At 35.6% G+C, this 18,376-nt stretch carries 19 protein-coding genes; 17 read left to right on the top strand and 2 right to left on the bottom strand.

All coding sequences use genetic code 11. From position 1 onward, the window contains the following. Positions 1-87 precede the first annotated feature (87 nt). From recO to BCR21_RS01940, 10 genes are all read left to right on the top strand, one after another. Positions 88-897 carry a DNA repair protein RecO gene (gene recO / locus BCR21_RS01985; RefSeq protein WP_069644844.1) on the top strand — a complete coding sequence of 270 codons (810 nt, stop codon included), beginning with the start codon at positions 88-90 and terminating at the stop codon, positions 895-897. Beyond that, the gene (locus BCR21_RS01980; RefSeq protein ID WP_084013194.1) at positions 878-1,597 is read left to right on the top strand and encodes an AAA family ATPase; all 720 of its coding nucleotides are present in this window, start codon (positions 878-880) and stop codon (positions 1,595-1,597) included. Before recO ends, BCR21_RS01980 begins: the two co-directional genes overlap by 20 nt. Before the next feature lie 343 nt (positions 1,598-1,940). Further along, a complete protein-coding gene (locus tag BCR21_RS01975) occupies positions 1,941-2,183 on the top strand; it encodes a hypothetical protein (protein ID WP_069644842.1) in 243 nt (80 codons plus the stop codon). A gap of 253 nt (positions 2,184-2,436) precedes the next feature. Continuing rightward, positions 2,437-3,345, top strand: a complete 909-nt coding sequence (gene glyQ, locus BCR21_RS01970) for a glycine--tRNA ligase subunit alpha (RefSeq protein ID WP_069644841.1) — start codon at positions 2,437-2,439, stop codon at positions 3,343-3,345. Between the two features lies 1 nt (position 3,346). Beyond that, on the top strand, positions 3,347-5,428 hold the full coding sequence (gene glyS, locus BCR21_RS01965; protein WP_069644840.1) for a glycine--tRNA ligase subunit beta: 2,082 nt from the start codon (positions 3,347-3,349) through the stop codon (positions 5,426-5,428). Between the two features lie 156 nt (positions 5,429-5,584). After that, positions 5,585-5,989 carry a DUF2177 family protein gene (locus tag BCR21_RS01960; RefSeq protein ID WP_069644839.1) on the top strand — a complete coding sequence of 135 codons (405 nt, stop codon included), beginning with the start codon at positions 5,585-5,587 and terminating at the stop codon, positions 5,987-5,989. A 7-nt stretch (positions 5,990-5,996) separates the two neighbouring features. After that, positions 5,997-7,805, top strand: coding sequence for a DAK2 domain-containing protein (locus BCR21_RS01955; RefSeq protein ID WP_069644838.1), 1,809 nt, complete (start codon positions 5,997-5,999; stop codon positions 7,803-7,805). Position 7,806: 1 nt separating this feature from the next. Then, the gene (locus tag BCR21_RS01950) at positions 7,807-8,580 is read left to right on the top strand and encodes a DUF1295 domain-containing protein (RefSeq protein WP_069644837.1); all 774 of its coding nucleotides are present in this window, start codon (positions 7,807-7,809) and stop codon (positions 8,578-8,580) included. Between the two features lie 13 nt (positions 8,581-8,593). Next, positions 8,594-9,400, top strand: a complete 807-nt coding sequence (locus BCR21_RS01945) for a tryptophan-rich sensory protein (protein WP_069644836.1) — start codon at positions 8,594-8,596, stop codon at positions 9,398-9,400. 62 nt (positions 9,401-9,462) lie between these two features. After that, entirely contained in the window at positions 9,463-10,035 is a 573-nt protein-coding gene (locus BCR21_RS01940; RefSeq protein ID WP_069644835.1) for a TetR/AcrR family transcriptional regulator, read from the top strand. A 45-nt stretch (positions 10,036-10,080) separates the two neighbouring features. On the opposite strand, the gene yidC is transcribed toward BCR21_RS01940, so the two are convergent. Both yidC and BCR21_RS01930 read right to left on the bottom strand, forming a co-directional pair. Next, positions 10,081-11,010, bottom strand: coding sequence for a membrane protein insertase YidC (gene yidC / locus BCR21_RS01935; RefSeq protein ID WP_069644834.1), 930 nt, complete (start codon positions 11,008-11,010; stop codon positions 10,081-10,083). A 119-nt stretch (positions 11,011-11,129) separates the two neighbouring features. Continuing rightward, positions 11,130-11,405: an acylphosphatase gene (locus tag BCR21_RS01930; protein ID WP_069644833.1), complete on the bottom strand. Its 276-nt coding sequence runs from the start codon at positions 11,403-11,405 to the stop codon at positions 11,130-11,132. 119 nt (positions 11,406-11,524) lie between these two features. Between BCR21_RS01930 and BCR21_RS01925 the strand changes: the two genes are divergently transcribed. The 7 genes from BCR21_RS01925 (at position 11,525) to BCR21_RS01895 (ending at position 18,376) form a co-directional block, all read left to right on the top strand. Further along, positions 11,525-12,298, top strand: coding sequence for a TrmH family RNA methyltransferase (locus tag BCR21_RS01925; RefSeq protein ID WP_069644832.1), 774 nt, complete (start codon positions 11,525-11,527; stop codon positions 12,296-12,298). Positions 12,299-12,388: 90 nt separating this feature from the next. After that, positions 12,389-13,150 carry a carbonic anhydrase gene (locus BCR21_RS01920; protein WP_069644831.1) on the top strand — a complete coding sequence of 254 codons (762 nt, stop codon included), beginning with the start codon at positions 12,389-12,391 and terminating at the stop codon, positions 13,148-13,150. A 212-nt stretch (positions 13,151-13,362) separates the two neighbouring features. Continuing rightward, entirely contained in the window at positions 13,363-14,151 is a 789-nt protein-coding gene (gene rpsB / locus BCR21_RS01915; RefSeq protein WP_069644830.1) for a 30S ribosomal protein S2, read from the top strand. 230 nt (positions 14,152-14,381) lie between these two features. Next, a complete protein-coding gene (gene tsf, locus BCR21_RS01910; RefSeq protein WP_069644829.1) occupies positions 14,382-15,263 on the top strand; it encodes a translation elongation factor Ts in 882 nt (293 codons plus the stop codon). A gap of 135 nt (positions 15,264-15,398) precedes the next feature. Further along, positions 15,399-16,121: a UMP kinase gene (gene pyrH, locus BCR21_RS01905; RefSeq protein WP_010761216.1), complete on the top strand. Its 723-nt coding sequence runs from the start codon at positions 15,399-15,401 to the stop codon at positions 16,119-16,121. A 3-nt stretch (positions 16,122-16,124) separates the two neighbouring features. Then, the gene (gene frr, locus BCR21_RS01900) at positions 16,125-16,682 is read left to right on the top strand and encodes a ribosome recycling factor (RefSeq protein ID WP_069644828.1); all 558 of its coding nucleotides are present in this window, start codon (positions 16,125-16,127) and stop codon (positions 16,680-16,682) included. A 227-nt stretch (positions 16,683-16,909) separates the two neighbouring features. Beyond that, complete coding sequence (locus tag BCR21_RS01895; RefSeq protein WP_069644827.1) at positions 16,910-18,376, top strand: ABC transporter permease; 1,467 nt, start codon at positions 16,910-16,912, stop codon at positions 18,374-18,376.

The raw sequence follows: 18,376 nt of genomic DNA, 5'->3' as shown, positions 1-18,376 counted from the left end.
ACGAAGGAACAATTCTGTATTATTACGGGATTGTTCTTTTGCTTCTTTCTCTGCTAAAATAGATTAGAAAATATAGGAGGCGAAAACATGACCTTAGGGGAAACAAAAGGAATTATTTTATTTACCAAGGACTACAAAGAAAAAGATAAGCTAGTCAAGATTTTTACGGAATCGTTTGGTAAATTGATGTTTTTTGTCAAAGGAGCACATCGTAAAAATAATCCAATCGGTCCTGCAATTTTGCCTTTTACAGAAGCTGTATATATCGGTGATTACAGAGAAGATGGATTGTCATTTTTAAATGGAAGTAAAGATGTCCAACCGTTTCGAATGATTCAGGAAGACATTTTTATTAATGCTTACGCGACATATATTTTGAATTTGGTTGACGCGGCAATTGATGATCGAACATACGATCCGAACTTGTATCATTTCGTTCAGCAAGCACTTCGCTTGTTGAACGAGAATAAAGATGCGGAGATTATCACCAATATTTTTGAAATCCAATTATTAAGCCGTTTCGGTATTACACCAGAATGGAGATATTGTGCGGTTTGCCAAGAAACGCGAGGGAAGTTTGATTATTCTTCAAAATATAGTGGAGTCCTTTGTGAACAACATTGGCATCTTGACAACCATCGCTATCATGCTGATCCTAGAGCAATCCATTTCATTCGTCTTTTTTCTGCTGTTTCTTATGATAAGGTTCAAGATATCAATGTTAAGCCAGAGACAAAAACCGCGATAAGACAAACTATTGATGAATTATATGATGAGTATGTAGGGATTCATCTGAAGAGTAAGAAATTTATCGATCAAATGAAAAGTTGGGAAGACACCTTGAAGTTGCCTAAGCGTGAAAAAAAGGATGAAGATAATGACAAAACTGTATCTTAAAGGGATAAAATATGATAAAAATAAATCAACATCGCGATTTCCTTTTAATTTGCCTATTTTAACTGATTTAGATCAACTTATTTTTGAGACTCCAGTTACTTTTTTGATTGGTGAGAATGGTTCTGGAAAGTCAACTATTATAGAAACAATAGCTGGACTAATGGATTTAAATCTTGAAGGTGGCTCAAAAAATAATTTATTTGTTTCTTATGAAGAACAATCTTTATTAGTTGAAGCGAGTCGACCAATAAAGTATCCCTATTACCCAAGGGACAGTTATTTTTATCGAGCAGAATCCTATTATAATTTAATGACTGATATTGATTTGCGTGACCAAGACGGCGAAGGTGTTTTTGAAAGAGAGCTACACAAGTATTCAAGAGGGGAATCGTTTTATGAGTTAGTTACAACTCGTTTTTTTGGTCAAGGTTTTTATCTACTAGATGAACCAGAAACAGGTTTGTCTCTCAGCACTCAATTGCAATTGATGGTTTCAATGCAGGAGTTAGTAAGCGCCGACTCACAATTTGTGATTGCTACTCATTCCCCAGTATTATTGTTTTTTCCAAACGCTAGAATTTATGAATTTATCGATGGTAAAATCATCAAACGTACATTGGAAGAAACGAAAATCTATCAAGATTGGGCAATGATTTTTGAAAGAAAAGAACAATTTTTTCAAATGCTGTTTGAATCTTAAAAAATAATTTGACATCTCAGCAATCAAAGATTATCATAAAGAGTAATTAAATAAATACGTTGAAAAAGAAGAGTAAAAAGAACTGCTGTCATAGCGAATCTGGGAGAGTGTAAGCCAGGTACATGCAACTTTTGAATGGCGCTTTTGAGTATGTTTAAACGAAGCTGCCGATAGTTGATATCGGAAGTAGGGTGGAACCGCGATTATTCGTCCCTATGTCTCTTGGAGGCATAGGGACTTTTTGTATTACCACTTTAATAATATTGGCAAAGCTCGTCTCCTATGCGCTAACGAGAACAACACTTTATTGCTATTTTTAAAATCATCGAAAAGGAGGTACAGCATGCAATTTAATGCAACGTTTTTCCCTGCTGATTTTACAGAGAACAAGTTAAAAGTTTTATCTCTTGTTAGACTGTTGGTTCAGATAAAGGAAAATGATGGTACAGAAATCGAAGAATTTGAAACGAACCCTAGCGAAAAGTTATACAAGATCAATACGGAATTGACAGAAACCATGAAAGTTGAAGTTTCTGTTGTTCCAGATGAAGTGGTGGAGTTTTATCCAGTTGTTACAGCGTTGTAAAAAGGTAGTTTAGTTTTATGAGATTGGAAAAAGATAAAAAATGAATGTGATAAAAAGTGTTACAGTCATTTTTTCCTATTTTCCATTTGAGGCTGACCGAGCTCTTTCAGCTTTTGTATTATCTAGCTTCGCGGGCTAGCTCTTCGGAAAAAAGACAAAAATGGAATGTGACAAAAAGCGTCACAATCAATTTTTCCTATTTTTCTGTCAGGGCTGGAAGAGCCTGTTACACTTTTAAATTAGGAGGATCACAATGGAAAAGAAACTTACTGTACAAGAAATGATTTTAACTTTACAAAAATTTTGGTCATCAAATGGTTGTATGTTGATGCAAGCATATGACACGGAAAAAGGGGCGGGGACAATGAGTCCTTATACTTTTTTACGAGCAATCGGCCCTGAACCTTGGAATGCGGCTTATGTAGAACCTTCAAGGAGACCGGCAGATGGTCGTTATGGAGAAAATCCAAACCGCCTATATCAACATCATCAATTTCAAGTAGTCATGAAACCATCGCCCGAAAATATTCAAGAATTATATTTAGAAAGTTTAGAGTTATTAGGGATCGATCCTTTAGCTCATGATATTCGTTTTGTTGAAGATAACTGGGAAAATCCTTCTATGGGATGTGCAGGTCTTGGTTGGGAAGTTTGGCTTGATGGCATGGAGATTACTCAGTTTACCTACTTCCAACAAGTAGGCGGATTAGCTTGTCATCCAGTTACTTCGGAAATTACGTACGGGATCGAGCGACTAGCATCTTATATTCAAGAAGTAGAAAGTGTTTATGATCTAGAATGGACAGAAGGCGTTAAGTACGGAGAAATTTTCAATCAGCCTGAGTATGAACATTCGAAGTATTCATTTGAAATCAGCAATCAAGATATGTTATTGGAAAACTTTGATAAATTTGAAAAAGAAGCGAAACGTTGTATTGATGAAAGCCTAGTACATCCAGCCTATGATTATATCTTGAAATGTAGTCATACATTTAATTTATTGGATGCTCGTGGTGCTGTGTCTGTAACGGAACGAGCTGGATATTTAGCGCGCATCAGAAACTTGGCTAAATCTGTAGCGAAAATCTTTGTCGCAGAACGTGAAAAATTAGGATTTCCTCTTTTAAACAAAGAAGATCAAACTACTAAGGAGGCAAAATAACATGGCAAAAGACCTATTACTTGAAATCGGCTTGGAAGAAATGCCAGCTCATATTGTCAGCCCAAGTCGTTTACAATTAGAAAATAAAATAGTAAAATTCTTAGACGAAAATAAATTAACTTATGAAACCGTTCAAAGCTTCTCGACACCTCGTCGTTTGGCTGTTCGTGTGACACAATTGCCGCAACAGCAGGAAGATACGCAGGAAGAAGTTAAGGGACCTGCTAAAAAAATTGCTCAAGACGCTGAAGGAAATTGGAGCAAGGCCGCTGAAGGGTTTGTTAGAGGACAGGGCCTGACGACAGATGCAATCACGTTTAAAGAATTGAATGGTGTAGAATATGTTTATGTAACAAAGCATAATCAAGGCCAAAAAACGATTGATGTATTAGCAGGATTGAAAGACGTTATTACAAGTTTAACTTTTCCAGTTACAATGCACTGGGCAGACTATGATTTTGAATATATCCGTCCGATTCATTGGATCGTTGCTCTATTAGATGATGAAGTGATTCCATTTTCTGTTCTAGATGTGGTAACGGGAAACAGCTCTCGTGGACATCGTTTCTTAGGAGATGACGTGACGTTCAATCATTCAAACGAGTACGAAGAAAAAATGAAAGAACAATTTGTTATTGTTGATCCAAATGAAAGAAAAACGATGATCGTTGATCAAGCAAACCAATTAGCCGAAAAAAATCGTTGGAAGCTGGATCTAGATGAGAATTTACTGGAAGAAGTCAATAACTTGGTTGAATACCCAACAGCATTTGTTGGTGCTTTTGACGAAAAATATCTTTCTGTTCCAGACGAAGTATTAGTAACGTCAATGAAAGAGCATCAACGTTATTTTGATGTACGAAATGATCAAGGATTATTATTACCACATTTTATTTCCGTAAGAAACGGGGACAGCGTTCATATTGAAAATGTGATCAAAGGAAATGAAAAAGTTTTGATCGCTCGTTTAGAGGATGCAGAATTTTTCTACAGTGAAGATAAAAAATTATCAATCGAAGAATGCGTTAATAAACTAAAAAATGTCACTTTCCATGAAAAAATTGGTACGATTTATGAAAAAATGCAACGTGTGGGGATTATTGGACAGATTATCGGAAAAGAAGTGGGCTTAACGGAAGCTGAATTGACAGACTTGAAACGTGCTTCTGAAATTTATAAGTTTGATTTAGTAACGAATATGGTCGGTGAGTTCCCAGAATTACAAGGAATCATGGGAGAAAAATATGCATTGCTTCAAGGTGAAAAACCGGCTGTGGCTCAAGCAATTCGTGAGCATTATTTACCAACATCAAGTGATGGAGAATTACCAGTTTCTGCTATTGGAGCCGTGTTAGCAATCGCTGATAAACTAGACAGCGTATTTTCATTCTTTGCGGTGGGAATGATTCCTAGCGGTTCTAACGATCCGTATGCGTTGCGTCGCCAAACATATGGCGTGATTCGAATTGTCGAAAATAAAGGCTGGCAGTTCCCTCTTGTACAATTACAAATGGAGATTGATGCAGCGGTCAACGCAGACAGCCAAAAATATGGTATTCAGTTAACTAGCGGACAAGAAGAAGTGATCGACTTTGTAAAAGCACGTTTGCGTCAGTTATTGACAACGAAAGATGTGCGTCATGATGTGATCGATGCAGTGATTTCATCTGAGCAAAAAGACTTAGCAAAACTATTTTCATCAGCGACGATTCTAAAAAATCATCTGCTTGATAAAGATTTTAAACCTTCGATAGAAGCTTTGACTCGAGTAATCAATTTGGCTAAAAAAGGTCGCGAGTTATTAAATCAAGAAAGTAAAGTGGATGCAGCTTTGTTTGAAAATGATGCAGAGAAAGCTTTACATCAAGCAGTGAATAAAATTGAAGAAAAATTTAATGAAAATACAATGTCTGAAAATTATCAAGCATTAGTTGATTTACGTCCGTTGATCGAACAGTATTTTGAAGAAACAATGGTCATGGTAGAAGATGAACAAGTGAAAGCAAATCGTTTGAAAGAACTTAATCGAATTGCTAAAATGTCTTTATCATTGGCAAGTCTTGATTTACTGATCGTGAAATAAGGATAAAAGTGAAAAAGGCGAGGGGACTTGGATAAAGTTTTCTCGTCTTTTTTATTCAGGCAAAATTTTTTCATAAACGAATTGAACGTGGTACGATAAACTTATCGATTGATAAGGTGATCGTGCCTGTTTTTATTATATGAGGAGGAAATGAAAATGAATCATTATGTGAAATTATTTAGCGTTGCAGCTGTTGCATTTTTAGCACTGGATTTTATCTGGTTACTTTTCATTGCTAAAAAAATCTATCAAGATTATTTAGGATATCTACTTGGACCGACTAAAATAATTCCAGCAGCTGTTTTTTATATCTTATATCTCATTGGTATTTTATTTTTTGTTATTTATCCTGCTATTGAAAAAGAGAGCTTGATTTATGCTATTTCTGCGGGAGCTTTGCTTGGAGTATTATGCTACGGGACATATGACTTAACAAATCTGTCAACAATTAAGGATTGGCCGCTTTTCGTAACAGTTATTGATTTAGTTTGGGGAGGATTTGTTACTGCGGCGACTTGTGGTATCACCGTTTTTGTAGCGCAACATTTTAATTGGAGGTAAGTAGTAGATGGAAAGTCGAATTATTGATTATAAAGAGCTGTTATTCGCATTTCAGCAAGGGGCGATTCAACTGATAAACGAGAAGCAAGAGTTGAATCAGATCAATGTTTTTCCTGTATCGGATGGTGATACAGGAAGTAATTTGGCTTCATTAATGCAAACAATCCTCGAAGAAACAAAAAGTGAAACAAGCTCTGTTGTTGAGGTGTTTGAGAAAATTGCAGAAGCATCTTTATTAGGAGCCAGAGGAAATTCGGGTATCATTTTTGCTCAATATTTTAACGGTATCTATAATAATCTACTGCTTCAGGAAGAAAAAAATTCTGTCAGCAGTTTTGTAAAAAGTGTCAAGTTGGCAATCGGAGAAGCATACCAAGCTATTGCGAACCCAGTTGAAGGAACGATCATCACGGTTATGCGATCATGGGCTGAAGCCCTGAATGAGAATGGGCAGAGAGGTAGTTTAGAAGAACTGTTGCCAAATGCTCTGGTTAAGGCTAGTGAAGCATTAGAAAACACGACCAAGCAACTAAAAATATTGCAGAAAAATCAAGTCGTGGACGCGGGTGCCAAAGGTTTTTATGTTTTTATAGAGGGGTTTACTCAAGCTTTTATCAATAAAGAAACAGTGGTCACAAAAATTGTTGATTTTGACGATTCAATAAAAATAGAAATTTCTGAATCATTGCATCAGAACACCTCAGAACCAACTTATAGATATTGTACCGAAATTTTATTAGATCAAGTAACAGAGTCTAAACGTGAAATTCAAGAAAAATTAAAGCTTCTTGGTGATTCTATGGTCGTGGCGATGAGTCGCAACAAAGCCAGAATTCATATCCATTCGAATCAACCAGATCAAGTATTAAGTTATTTAAGTACGATTGGACAACCGATTCAGCAAAAAGCTGACGATATGTTGTTACAATATCAGGTAAATACGCAGAAAAAAGCGCCAATTGCTTTAGTGACAGATTCGATCGCTGATTTACCGGCTGATTATGTTTTGAACAACCAAATTCACGTGTTGCCAATGAATATCTTGATTGGGAACACTAGTTATATCGATAAAATAACGATCCAAAGCAATCAATTTTTTGACATAAATAAAACGGAAGATGAACGAGCGACCAGCTCCCAACCAACGCTAAAATCTGTAGAGAATCTATTATCATTTTTAGAAACTAGATATGAGTCGATTTTAGTTATTACAGTTGCAGAAAGCTTAAGTGGAACATTCCATACTGTACAAAAAGCAGCTGAACATATGACGTCGACAACGACTAAAATTGAAGTAATTGATTCCAAACAAAATTCTGCAGCACAAGGGTTATTGGTGATGTCCGCAAACGAGTGGATTCAAGCCGGATTGTCTTTTGATGAAATCGTTGAGCGAACCAAAAATAAACGTGGACAGCTTAAAATACTTGTTAGTGTAGATGATTTAAATCCGATGATAGATTCTGGAAGAATTCCCCAATTCGCTGGTAAAATAGCGAAGAAGATTAATTTAAAGCCTATTGTCAGCTTAAACAAGGAAGGGGAAGGGAAATTGAGTGATTTTGCATTTAGTTTAAAAGGAAATGAAAGAAAAATCATTCACCAGCTAAAAAAACTACATGAAAAAAACAAAATAAAACGTTATGCTGTCATTCACGCTAATTCAGAAGAACGAGCAATACAATGGAAAAATAAATTGAGTGAGCAGCTCGGTTTAAAGCCAAGTTACGTGATGGATATCTCAACAGTTGTTGCGATGAGTGCAGGTCAGGGAAGTGTAGCTGTAGCGGTTGAAATGGATAAGGAGGAGCTTTAGTATGACAATCTGGATCATTAGTTGTGTAATTTTTATATATTTTACTGCATTATTCTTTTTGGCACAATATCTTCATAATAATTCTATTGTTGATTTAGCTTGGGGAATTGGTTTTGTTATTGTGGCTATCACTGGTTATTTAGTGATGCCGGAAAAAACGACGGTCAGCACGATCATTCTACTATTAGTAACCATTTGGGGATTGCGTTTGTTTTTCCATTTAGCTAAACGGAATATCGGAAAACCAGAAGATTATCGTTACGTGAACATGAGGAAGCGATGGGGAGAACATTGGGCGAAATTAAAAGCTTATTTAAATGTATTTATTTTGCAAGGTGTGCTTTTATTAGTTGTTTCAATGCCGATTCTTTTTGCTATGACAAGTTCAGTCAATGATTTTTATTGGTGGAATGGAGTAGGTATTGTAATTTGGCTGATAGGTTTTGGTTTTGAAACGATTGGCGATTATGAGTTGACTAAATTTAAACGTGATAGCCGCAATCAAGGGAAACTATTAACAACAGGGTTGTGGGCAACAACAAGGCATCCTAATTATTTTGGGGAAGCTCTAGGTTGGTGGGGAATTTTTCTTGTAAGTCTGAATGATACACGAAATGTTTGGGGAATCATTGGTCCTATAACGATTACCTTGTTACTTTTATTTGTATCGGGTGTTCCTTTACTTGAAAAAAAATACAAAGATCGACCAGACTTTATTGCTTATGCGAAGAAAACACCTAAGTTTATCCCTTTCATTGGGAAAAAAAGTTTATAAAGGAGGAATTAGAATGAGCAAGAATGAATCTATCGGGGCAAAATTGCTCGTAACGATTATTTATATCCTAATGATCGCCACAAATGCGGCCGCGGTTTTGTTGCCTTTAAATGGGATGACAACGCAAGAAGTTTCAGATACGTATCCTAATTTATTTGCTCCAGCAGGCTTAACGTTTGCAATTTGGTCAGTGATTTACTTGTTATTAGCAGGATTTGTCGTTTATCAGTGGCTTAAACCGAAAGCACAATCGATACTAGCAGATCAAAAAATTAGTAAAAAATTAAGAGGTATATTTGTAGTTTCTTCTGTCCTAAATGGCGTTTGGTTAGTAGCATGGCAATATCTTCAAATTGATTTGTCTGTTGCGATCATGTTAGCTTTGCTGATTGTATTGATATATATAAATCGACTTTTAGCTAATACAAACATGATCAAAAAGGATTATGTCTTTGTAAGATTGCCCTTCAGTATTTATTTTGGTTGGATCACGATTGCTACGATTGCCAATATTACAGCTTTCTTGGTTGACAAAGATATTGCTTTTTTGCAAGATAATCAAGTAGTTTGGACGATTGTAATATTGATCATCGGCTTGCTTATTATCAGTGCTACGATTATCAGTAATCGCGATGTTGCTTACGGTTTAGCAACGGTTTGGGCTTATTATGGGATTTTGATCAAACATCAAGCAGCAGATGGGTGGAACGGGAGCTATCCAGCAATTATCACGACTGTCATTATCTCCTTAGTCATCCTAATTATCGTTTGCATTTACGAATTGATTTTACTATTTAAAAGAAAAAAGAATGTCATCTAACCTAGGTTTCTATATCAGCTTCTGTTAAAATAGTAAAGAAATCAACTATAGGTGGCTAAGTAATGGAAAAAGAAACGAAAAATACACGAGCTAAAATTATTCAAGTGGCAACGCGTTTGTTTATGGATAACGGATATCAAAGTACATCTACAAGGCAAATCGCGCAGTTGGCCGAGGTGACACAACCAAATTTATATCATCATTTTAAAAATAAAGAAGAAGTTTATGTGGGTGTTATTGAAAGTTTGTTAAGTGATGTAAACGAAGAATTAGTGAAAATTGTTGAAGATCCAAATCTTGATACTATCAGCAAATTGCAAAACTTCGCTGAGTGTCTAAAAACAAAACATCCATTTGATTTTGATTTGATGATGCATGATTTTAGGACGAAGTTGACCAATGAAACCCAACTGAAATTATTTATACTGTGGAATCAGTCCTATAAAGCCCCTTTGCTGAGTCTTTTTGAAGAAAGTGATTTTGCTATGCGAATCGGTTTGTCACCAGAGGTTGCAACAACCCATTTTCTTAACACGTTATCTCCGTATATCAAAACAGAACAAAACAGCTCGTCATTAAGTATTACTCAAGTTGTTGATCTTTTTGTTTTCGGAATTTCAGCAAATAAAAAATAAAACAAGAACCAACTGCAATCATCAGGTTGCGTTGGCTCTTGTTTTTTAATTTCTATTTTGTTTTCCGGCATTTCTACCGTTTTTAGAAGTATTTTTTTGAGTTACTGCTTTTTGTGACGTTTTTTCTTCTGTAGGTGTGACATCTTTACGAGGCACAATAACTTGTTTTGGTGGATTTTGTTTTAATTCTTCAGCTACTTGAGCTTTGATTCTTGGTTTTAAGAATTGATTTGTGATCAATGTTTGGATACTACTGAAAATCCCTCCGACTACCCAATATAATGTTACACCAGCTGGAGAGCTGATTGACATGAATACGATCATTAAAGGAGAGACGATCAACATGGATTTCATTGTCTTCTTTTGTTCTTCTGGAATACCGATAGTTGAAAGGTATCCTTGTAGTAAATAAGCAACGCCAGCTAAAACAACAAAAACGATACTTGGTTGTCCTAGATTGACACCAAAAAATGAAGCGTCGCCAATTCCTTTAGTATATCGAGCGGCAAAGAATAGGGCAGAGAAGATTGGCATTTGGATCAATAAAGGTAGACAACCGATACCGCCCATCATGCTCATGTTGTTTTCTTTGTAAACTTGTTGCATTTCAGCTTGAGCTTGCATTTGCTCTTCACGTGTAGTTGCCTCTTTTACTTTTGCTTGAGCAGCATCGATTTGAGGCTTAATCGCTTGCATTTTTTCAGTTTGGATCATGCTCTTTTTTGATTGATTCAATCCTAAGGGCATAATGATAAGACGAACAATGATCGTGATGAAAATGATTGCCCAGCCATAATTCCAATCGAAATTGTCAACAAGGTATGTAATGGCACTGCTCATTGGTTTTACTAGTAAATTATAGATGATCCCTTCACCAGTCGGCTGTCCGTCTGATCCTGTTTTTACACATCCAGATAAAAATAGTACTAAAGTGAATAGACCGGAACCTAGGAGCCACTTATTTAATTTTCTCATTTTATTCTTTCCTTTTCTAAAAAATTTGCACAAGGTTAACTATACTTGAAAAAGCGTTTTTTTTCAATAAAAATTAGAAGAATCCGCCTCAAGACTGAGTAAGATTCTTCCAAACTAATTTAGTTTGTTACTTTGAAGCTATTATACTCTTCAATTAAAGGATCATCTTGAATATCAACATATGTCACACGTCCTGCTGGACTAGGAGAATCTTTGATTTTTTGGATAAACTGAGTCATTTTTTCATCATCGCCTAAAGATTCGATCGAGACTGAGCCGTCATCCTCATTTCGAACCGTACCGCAAATTCCTAGTTCATCAGCTACCATTTTAGTCATGTAACGAAATCCGACACCCTGAACTCTACCTTGCACATTCATGCGTACTTTTCTCATCGTTGTACACCTCGCTTTTTATTAAATCAATGATAGCGATTTTTCGATCATCTGGCAAGTAAAGTAGTGACTGTTTGATTAAAAAAAATCATGGTATAATGATTAAGTGAGGTGTAGAAATGAAAGAAATTTTATCGACAAAAAATGCAATGATCAAGGAATTTAAAAAATTACATAAAAAAAAATATCGGGAAGAGAATCAACAATATATAATTGAAGGTTTTCATTTGATTGAAGAAGCGGATAAGGCAAATGCTCGAATTGGCTGGATCCTCTTTAATCAAAGAGGACGTTCAGAATGGTCGGATTGGCTAGACAATCAGCCGCAAGAAAGATTGATTCAGGTTTCTGATGAAGTACTGGAATCTCTTTCAGATTTACCGACTCCTCAAGGAATGATCGCGATCGTGGGGATGCCTGAATTTGAGAAAGACATACAATTTTCAGGTGGCTGGCTTCTTTTAGACAATGTCCAAGACCCAGGTAATGTTGGAACGATGATTCGGACAGCTGATGCAGCTGGTCTTTCAGGTGTGATTTTAGGTGAGGGCAGTTCTGATATATACAATACAAAAGTGTTAAGGGCAATGCAGGGAAGTAATTATCATTTACCCGTAATACGTAAGCCGTTAGCTGAAATAATTGATGAATTCAAAAAAATGAAGATACCCGTCTATGGAACTGAACTCAACCCCAATGCAATTTCCTATCAAAAAATAAGAAGGATCGAGAATTATGCTTTGATTATGGGGAATGAAGGGCAAGGGGTTTCAACAGAATTTTTGGAAAAAACAGATCAAAATATCTACATTCCGATTAAAGGTGCAGCTGAATCGTTAAATGTAGCGATTGCAGCGGGTATTTTAATGTACCATTTGGAAAATGATAATTAAATAAAGTTGTTTAGTCTTATGTAAATTTATCTGCTAAACTACTTAAATTATTTTTTAAGCAAACCTGAGTTGAAAGAAGGATAATACAATATGAAAAGAAAATTGCTTATCTCATTGCTGTTTTCATCACTACTATTGGTAACAGCTTGTACACAGCAAGTACAGAGTAAGACTGGCGAAAGTTCTTCACACACACAAGAAAGTTCGCGCAAAAAAGAAGCAAGTCATTTTGAATATGATGACCAAAAAAGCTGGAAGCAAGTATCCGGTAAAATGCAATCGCCAATCGATATTCCAGATTCTTCAGTGGAAAAGATGGAGGACGGCGGTTCCATCAAACTAGATTACAGTAGTGAAATAACTAACGCTGAAAATAATGGGCATAGCATCCAAGTCAATGATTCAGGCAAAGCGACAATCAACCAAAGAACATTTGCTTTAACGCAATTTCATTTTCACGCTGAAAGTGAACATACGGTAAACGGAAAACATTATCCATTAGAAGCACATTTTGTGAATGAATCTCAAGATGGACGTTTAGCTGTTATTGGTGTATTTTTTATAGAAGGCGCTGATAATAAAGGATTTCAAGAAGTGCTCGATGATGTGTCAGATGATAAAAAAACAGCGATATCAGATATTAAGTCAATGTTTCCTGAAAATATGAGTTATTATCATTATTTAGGCTCGCTAACAACTCCCCCACTAACTGAAAACGTTGAATGGTATATATTGAAAAATCCAGTAGAAGTCTCAAAAAAACAAATCAACATGTTTCAAGAATATTATGAGCATAACAATAGAAATATTCAATCATTAAATGATCGGGTGATTCTTGAACATGATGAATGATCAAAATTCGAATACTTTACTGAGACAATTACAGAAAAAATATAATTATTATGTTGAAATATTTTAAAGAATCATGTATACTAAACAACGGTGTTAAAACACTAAATCCACATCCAGATTTGATTTGTAAGGCGGTGCTACTTTTAGTAGTTCTTTACAAAAATGACAACTGGAGAGGGAACAAATAAAAACCAAATTGGAGGAAACAAAAAATGGCAGTAATTTCTATGAAACAATTACTAGAAGCCGGCGTACACTTTGGACACCAAACTCGTCGCTGGAACCCAAAAATGAAGAAATATATCTTCACAGAAAGAAACGGAATCTACATCATTGACTTACAAAAAACAGTTAAATTAGTAGATGCTGCTTACGATTACATGAAAAATGTTGCTGAAGATGGCGGCGTTGCATTGTTCGTAGGAACTAAAAAACAAGCACAAGAAGCGATCAAAGACGAAGCAATTCGCTCAGGTCAATACTTCGTAAACCACCGTTGGTTAGGTGGAACATTAACTAACTGGGATACAATCCAAAAACGTATCAAACGTTTGAAAGATATCAATAAAATGGAAGAAGACGGAACATTTGACGTTCTTCCTAAAAAAGAAGTTGTTGGTTTAAACAAACAACGTGAGCGTCTTGAAAAATTCTTAGGTGGTATCGCTGATATGCCTAGAATTCCAGATGTAATGTACATTGTTGATCCTCGTAAAGAACGTATTGCTGTTCAAGAAGCACAAAAATTGAACATCCCAATCGTTGCGATGGTTGATACAAACTGTGATCCAGATGAAATCGATGTAGTAATTCCATCAAATGATGATGCAATTCGTGCGGTTAAATTGATCACTGCTAAAATGGCTGACGCTTTCATCGAAGGAAACCAAGGTGAAGATCAAGCTGTAGAAGAAATCTTTGTTGAAGAAGCACCAGAAGCAGCAACTTCTATCGAAGAAATCGTTGATGTTGTTGAAGGCAGCAACGATTCAGCAGAATAATTTAAAATAACGGAGCTGTCTCGAAGGCTAGGCGAAAAAAGCCTGATTCTCCTTTGAGATAGCTTTTTTAAAACGAATTTTATAATTAAATTATCTAGCTTCGTAGGCTAGCCTTTCGGAAAAAAGATAAAACGTGATTGTGGCAAAAAGCACCACACTCCAGTTTTCCTATTTTTCTGTCAAGGCTAAATGAGCCTACTACGCTTTTAAAACTTAGGAGGAACAAAAAAATGGCAGATATTTCAGCAAAATTAGTTAAAGAACTACGCGACATGACTGGTGTCGGTATGATGGATGCAAAAAGAGCATTAGTAGAAGTAGAAGGTAATATGGAAGCAGCAGTTGATTACCTACGTGAAAAAGGAATGGCAAAAGCAGCTAAGAAAAATGATCGTGTAGCAGCTGAAGGTTTAGCAAACGTTGCTTCAAACGGTAACTTTGCAGCAATCGTTGAAATAAACTCTGAAACTGACTTCGTTTCTAAAAACGAAATGTTCCAAGACTTAGTTAAAAAGATTGCAACTGAGATCGCTACAAACAAACCAGCAACTATGGAAGAAGCTTTAGCCCTTAAAACAGATAAAGGAACATTGGAAACTGAATTGATCGAAGCAACAACTGTTATCGGTGAAAAAATCAACTTCCGTCGTTTCGAATTAGTAGAAAAAGATGACAATGCAGCATTTGGCGCTTATTTACACATGGGCGGTCGTATTGCAGTATTGACTGTTTTAGATGGAACAACTGACGAAGAAGTTGCTAAAGATGTAGCAATGCACGTAGCTGCTATCAACCCTCGTTATGTTAACGAATCTCAAATTCCTCAAGAAGAACTAGAACACGAAAAAGCGATTCTTTCTGAACAAGCATTAAACGAAGGAAAACCTGCAAATATCGTTGATAAAATGGTTGCTGGACGCTTAAATAAATTTAAAGCTGAAATTTCTCTAGTGGATCAACCATTCGTTAAAGATCCAGATATGACAGTTGAAAAATATGTTGCTTCTAAAGGCGCAACAGTTAAATCATTCATCCGCTTTGAAGTTGGCGAAGGAATCGAAAAACGTGAAGATAACTTTGCAGATGAAGTAATGAGCCAAATCAAAAAATAAATCTGTTACCTATGTAACAGTTGGGAACGCATTGAGATGCGCTCCCTTTTTTTAGGCAAATCAAAAGAAATAGACTGGCAGAATGCTTAGAGTATGTTAAAATGTTCTTAGACAAACGGTGGAGGGAAAACAAAAATGGTAAAACCTAAATATCAACGTGTTGTATTAAAGTTAAGTGGCGAAGCTTTGGCCGGAGAAGAAGGGTTTGGAATTAAACCTCCAACAATCAAAGAGATTGTAGAAGAAATCAAAGAAGTTCATGAATTAGGAATCGAAATGGCAATCGTTGTTGGCGGCGGAAATATCTGGCGTGGACAAATCGGTGCTCAAATGGGTATGGAACGCGCGCAAGCAGATTACATGGGAATGTTAGCGACGGTAATGAACGCTTTAGCCTTACAAGATACATTAGAAAATCTAGGCGTTCCAACACGTGTTCAAACATCTATCGAGATGCGTCAGATCGCAGAACCATATATTCGTCGACGTGCAGAACGCCATCTGGAAAAAGGACGTATCGTTATCTTTGCAGGTGGTACAGGAAATCCGTATTTCTCAACTGATACAACTGCAGCTTTACGTGCGGCAGAAATCGATGCAGATGTGATTTTAATGGCTAAGAACAATGTAGATGGTGTATATTCTGCAGATCCTAAATTGGATGCAAATGCAGTTAAATTTGAAGAATTGACACATTTAGATGTGATTTCAAAAGGATTACAAGTAATGGATTCAACAGCAAGCTCACTAAGTATGGATAATGATATTCCATTAGTGGTATTCAATTTAAACGAAACAGGCAATATTCGCCGTGCATGTCTAGGTGAAAATATTGGAACAACCGTAAGGGGGAAATAAAAAATGAGTGGAACTGTATTAGCAACAGCAAAAGAAAAAATGAGTAAAGCAGAACAAAGTTTACAACGTGAACTTGGCCAAATCCGTGCAGGACGTGCTAACGCAAGTCTTTTGGATCGAATCCAAGTAGATTATTATGGCGCACTAACACCAGTTAACCAACTTGCTGGAATCAATATTCCGGAAGCTCGTGTCTTGATGATTACACCATTTGACAAAAATTCACTTGAGGATATCGAAAAAGCAATTCAAGCTAGTGATATTGGAATCAGCCCAACTAATGACGGTACAGTGATTCGTTTAGTAATTCCACAATTAACTGAAGAACGCCGTAAAGAATTAGCGAAAGATGTAAAAAAAGCAGCTGAAAATGCGAAAATCGCTGTTCGTAACATTCGCCGTGATGCGATTGATGAATTGAAAAAACAACAAAAAAGCAATGATATCACTGAAGATGAGCTACGTAGTTTAGAAAAAGAAGCTCAAAAGTTAACAGATGATAGTGTGAAAAATATTGATACTATCACTTCAGAAAAAGAAAAAGAACTACTAGAAGTTTAGTAACTTTCAATATAAAACAACAAGAAACTACATTTAAAAGTGTAAATTCTTGTTGTTTTTTTGTTTTATTAAATATATTTGTTATTTTAATAGCATAAAAGATTCGATTATAAAATTATAATCTATATATGCTTGGGTTTAAGAGAGTATACTAAAAAACATCTTGTTAAACCTTAAACGTTATGGAATAATGACAGTAGCTATATTTTTTTAAGGGGGATGAGAAAGTGAATTTTATCAAACGTGCATTATGTAGCGTTACTAGAAAAAAAGGAAAATCACTCATTTTATTTGCAGTGATATTTGTATTGGGTAATGTTATTGCAGGATCAATCGCGATTCAGCAGTCTACACAAAATGTTGAAAAAAGTGTTAAAAAGCAGCTAGGTGGTATGGCTACTATTCAACTTGATTATGAAAACAATCAGGAAGAGTTTACAAAAGAAGACTTTAAAATCGAACAACTCAAAGTAGATTTAATGAAAAAAATAGGCGAGTCTCCTTATGTAAAATACTATGATTATAACGCTGTCACAATGGCACAGACAAAAGAGCTGAAAAGTGTTTCATTAGACTCGGAACAATTTGGAGGAATGATGGAAGGCTTCACTTTAAAAGGCTCAAACTATCATAAAATTTTAGATGTTGAAGAAAAAAATATAAAATTAGTGGATGGTAAAGTATTCACCCAAGAAGATATTGATAACGGCAAAAATGTTGGCTTGATTTCTTCAAAAGTTGCAGAAGAAAATGGATTATCTGTCGGCGATCAAATGGTCATGGATATTAGAAGCTATGATTATACTGAAAGTGGCGAAGAGAAAGAAATATTTAAGACAGATGTACCCATCCAAATCGTAGGAATCTTTGAACCTACAACAGTAGAAATGAAAAACAAAGAGAACAAAAAAAATGAGGAACAAAATCAAAATCAACAATTTATGTCAATGCAGCAGCTAAACACAATTTATTTACCAAATAAAACAGTATTGGAAATCAACAAAAATTATACAGAAAAACTAAAAAAAGTTGATCCAAATAGTCCATATCTATCAGAAGATAGTCAAGAAGAATATTATACACCAGTCTATGTTTTAAAAAGCCCGGATGATGTAGAAGCTTTCAAACAAGAGACGCAACCACTTTTACCTAAGCTATATACTGTGAAGGCTTCAACCGATCAATATGAACAAATTGGTGGGAGCATGAAAAAAATGTCTCAAATTTCAGGTTATGTCGTTATGATTGCAGTTATTGCAACGTTATTGATTATTTCCCTTGTCGTTTTATTATTTATGCGTGATCGTAAACATGAATTAGGGATTTACCTATCATTAGGGGATAAACGTAGCCATGTAATGGGGCAAATCATCATTGAGATGCTGATCATAAGTGGAATTGCGTTGATTTTGTCATTGATTACAGGTAATTTTTTAGGAAGAATGGTTTCAGAATCGTTGTTGAATAGCGATCTATTAAATAATGCAAATGATCCAGCGAATATGCTTATTGGATTAGACGGATTAAGTTCAACGGAATTGACAACGGATGATATCATGAATGCTTATGAAGTGAAATTCTCCTTAGGTTATATCGTTACTTATATAGTTGTTGGATTGGGTACAGTACTATTGGCAGCAATTTTACCATTATTGTACATCGTTCGTTTGAATCCAAAGAAAATCATGATGTAG

Origin of the sequence: Enterococcus ureasiticus, from assembly GCF_001730285.1 — a bacterium.
In the GTDB taxonomy this organism is placed as follows: Bacteria; Bacillota; Bacilli; order Lactobacillales; family Enterococcaceae; genus Enterococcus_L; species Enterococcus_L ureasiticus.
Note: the sequence above shows the minus strand (reverse complement) of the source record. Positions and strands in the feature narration are given on the sequence as shown.